Annotated in this window: 3 protein-coding genes and 1 pseudogene; all 4 read right to left on the bottom strand. The window is 39.9% G+C overall.

Going from position 1 to position 3646, the window contains the following annotated elements:
• Window positions 1-239 (bottom strand): hypothetical protein (locus AB4Z33_RS30515; RefSeq protein ID WP_442053498.1); only part of this gene is annotated, 239 nt, incomplete at its 3' end.
• Between the two features lie 329 nt (window positions 240-568).
• Window positions 569-703, bottom strand: a complete 135-nt coding sequence (locus AB4Z33_RS30510; RefSeq protein ID WP_442053497.1) for a hypothetical protein — start codon at window positions 701-703, stop codon at window positions 569-571.
• Between the two features lie 300 nt (window positions 704-1003).
• A pseudogene (locus AB4Z33_RS30505) lies at window positions 1004-1692 on the bottom strand (reverse transcriptase domain-containing protein); the annotation flags it as partial.
• Between the two features lie 594 nt (window positions 1693-2286).
• Window positions 2287-2913 (bottom strand): hypothetical protein, encoded by a 627-nt coding sequence (locus AB4Z33_RS30500; protein ID WP_442053496.1) that lies wholly within the window; start codon window positions 2911-2913, stop codon window positions 2287-2289.
• Between the last annotated feature and the right edge of the window lie 733 nt (window positions 2914-3646).

Below are 3646 nucleotides of genomic sequence, written 5' to 3'. Positions count from 1 at the left end.
CCATTTACAGGCGTCGCTGATCCTAATTCTTTCAGTGGGATTCCTAGAGCTGGATCAATAGAATTTACAACTTCTAGCTTTTCTTGATCACTAGGAATTTTAGTTAAGATACCATCTTGAGATTGAATAACACCTTCATCTTTCTTAAACGATGACCATTGATCATAGTTCGCCCACACAATTGAACCTGTCAACAGGAACACAATTGTGAAAGCGCTTAATAATGTAATTCTTTTCATTAATTTATCACTCCTCCATTTTTTACGAGTATATCATAAATTAGTATAATTAGGAAGTTTAAGTGTTAAAAATTTAACATATCTGTTTAATTAATACTTTGAGTCACATCGTAATTCCTCTCACTCGTCACATGTACAGCCGAAACACTTAGCAAAAAAAACCATCTAAAATTCCAATAAAAAGCACACCTTCAATATCGCATGCCTCAGTTGAATACCTATTCAAGTAGCCAAGAAGCAAACACACTGTCCAAGCAGACATATAAATAAAAGGCCATTTACAGTAGCTGGCCTCCAGACGAATTCAATTATGCTTTTATAGGTACCAGCTATGATAGTTGACTACCGGCGGTTCGCCGCGTGAAATCTTTACCAATCGACGTTTTTTCTGAAACGAAGGTATCACGAATGGGCTTATTGTCTTTACCTTCGACAGCTTGAATCATCACATTTTTTTCAGTCATTTTGATCACCTGAAGTACCTTTTTTATACAATCACAGCCAATCTTATTGTCGTAGCAAATCTCACTCACAGAAAGGGTTCACAGCTTGTGAGGCATCTTTTCCGAGTCGGTCCAACCTTCTGGAATCTGCATTTCTTGAATCTCTGCATACGGGTGTTTTAATGTGTACGGCACAACTTTTGATTGAAGTTCAACCGTTTTAGGATTAGCTTTCACTACTAACTGAAATTCACGTCCGCGTACGCTGACTAAATATCCTGGCTTAATATTTTATATACTCAATTGAACCCCGCCGACCTCAATGGACATCATCATGCGATGCCCTGCTTTCCACGTTTTCAAGTAAATGATATCATCGGCATATCTCACGAAGCGAAGATTGCTCTGCTCCATTTCTTGTCTAATTCGTCAAGGACGACATTAGATACCAATGGACTCAGTGGCCCTCCTTGCGGCGCTCCTTCCATTGATGCTTGGACAAGACCTCCTTCCATAGATCCCACCTGTAAATACGTACGAATGAGCTTCAACACGGTTTTATCCGCTACTCGCTCCGCTAGCTTGCCATTAAACGGTCATGATGGTTGCGGTCGAAGAATTTCTCTATGTCGATATCTAACACAATGTGATGACCCTCTTGCATGTAACTGCGCGTTTTCCTTACCTCGTCATACCCTCGCCTTTGAGGGCGAAATCCATAGTTTTGCTCAGAGAATGTGGGGTCAAATACAGGTGTTTGTTAATACTTGCGTGATCACCTGTTGAATGAGGCGGTCTGTCACGGTTGGTATGCCTAAAAACCGAGTTCCAACGTTCAGTTTGGAGATTTCGACCCGACGATCTGGACTAGGCTCTTTGGTTCCATTTCATATACTTTCGCGAATCGTTTGCCAGTTTTGTACGATGTGTCTGCGTAAGTCTTTTACCGACATACCATCTATGCCAAGACTTCCCTTGTTCGCTTCGACCCTCGCTAGCGCTGACAGCATATTATCTCGTGACAGTATCGAACGCCAAGTCGCTTACTTTCCTATTCCATGTTCAGCCCTTCCGCATCTGTGCGACAATCTGCGTACTATGGCCTCTACTGACTTATGTACGTTCAACATGCTCTATCGAGCAAGGTTACGAAGTTTACTTCGCCTTCCATATAGATCTCCCCAGGTAAGAAATGCTATCTTCCGCTCCATCTATCTGCCCCATCTACTTTCGTACGCCTTCAGCAGTGTGAGCTTTGACTTGTTGTGCAGTCTTGTCCAACGTACACTAGCCTTATATGAGGTTCGTGTTCCTCAGACCTGAGATTTGCCGCCGGCTTCCTTCAGACACCTTAACGGTGGACACCCCTTGCCTTGAGCTATGGCTACTAATGCCTTCGCCATTCAGGGGCTATAACCCTACTGAAAGCGCCCATGCTGGGCGCACACAAAAAAGGAGCGAAAACTCGCCCCTTTGTTCCCACATGCGCGCTCACTCTGAAGACTCTCGTCCCATTCAATCCAGGTTACGATTCATCCTCTGGCGAATTCCTGCCAATAAGCGAGCATTCGTAATTAAACTGCATCGTACCGAGAAAGCATAAATTAAGCTCTATTATCGGATAAAATACTAGATAACACTTCCTCCATGATTTTCATGTCGCCTGTAAAAAGTCCGTCGAGAACTGTATAAGAGTACCATTTATTGTCTTGTAATTTAATATACATAAAGAGTTTTTCTTTGTTGATGTTAAACCATATTTCAATGATTCCTTTTGGTAACTGATCTACTGTTGTAGTTATTGGATTAGTAAATTTAATACCTAACAATTGATTGCTTACATCTTCACTCTTCCGAATCTCAGAWACYGGGTCTATTTGCTGTTCGCTACCTTCGATATTGATATAATCTTCAAGAAATAATACACGTTGAAAAAATGCTTTAATATATAAGGAATACTCCTGATCCAACGATTCCCACCCTAAGCCATAATAAGCCTGAATATTTTCATCAGAAAGCGACTGGTCAAAGTCGGATACCAATCCAATCGGTTCTATTTTGGGATTGGTTGTTGGTTCAGTTGTTGGTTCAGTTGTTGGTTCAGTTGTTGGTTCAGTTACTTTCATTGTTTCTTCAACTTTGGATTCGGAGGATTGATTCATTTCACAACTTATAAGCAAAATACTAGTCATTAAAATTACAAATATTTTCATACCCATTCGTTTGTTCATAAACCCTAATCCCTCCAGAAATTCATCATATAATTTACCCATTAGCGTACTCGCTCTGAAATAGGATAACCCAGCATATATATGTACTTCTTAATTGCACTGGGGTCTCTTTACCAACCGCATACCAAGTTTCTTTTCCTCGATTGATGATTTGAAAAAATTGTCCAAAGAGATTCACATTTGTTTCTTCACCATATAAATAATAGTCCATAAAACTAAAGTTCCTCTTTAGCTCAAAGGTTTTTTATTTTATCATGTCAGCTAGATATCACTCTGTGAGGGTTCCGAATGATATGTATTATCCGTAAAGGTKACACCCTCATTAAATGCCCCTTTGAATTCTGAGCCAACGAGCGAATTACAAACCAAGACTGCATCTTTAAAAACATAATTGAAGAAGTGGCAAGTTTTAAGAATAGAGTACATTAATGTGGAGTATTGATATTTCGAGCCTGCAAAATCAACTGAAAATAAATAGTTATCAAAGGTTATACCCGAATAAGTCTAATCCATGATAAATACCTGCTTCGACACAAATTCTGTGGAAGTTTTTCTAACCAATTTGAAGCATATCTAAAAAATCCTCTTCCGTAACAATCCAACCTCCAAGCATGAGTATTTATTATGTAATATATTCTATGTTCCACTCAACTCTCCTCCCTTTAGCTTAATGAAAATGGAGCAGCTGCCCGATCGCAATCTGCTCCATGTTGTATTCAACTAAAGTTCTCCG

The sequence above is a fragment of the Paenibacillus sp. 2TAB19 genome, assembly GCF_052115185.1.
Classification (GTDB): domain Bacteria; phylum Bacillota; class Bacilli; order Paenibacillales; family Paenibacillaceae; genus Pristimantibacillus.
The sequence above is the reverse complement of the archived record's forward strand: the minus strand, read 5'-3'. Positions and strand labels throughout refer to the sequence as shown.

Excerpts from the sequence above, each read along its gene's own strand:
- AB4Z33_RS30510 (WP_442053497.1), bottom strand. The coding sequence starts at position 703 with ATGACTGAAAAAAATGTGATGATTCAAGCTGTCGAAGGTAAAGACAAT.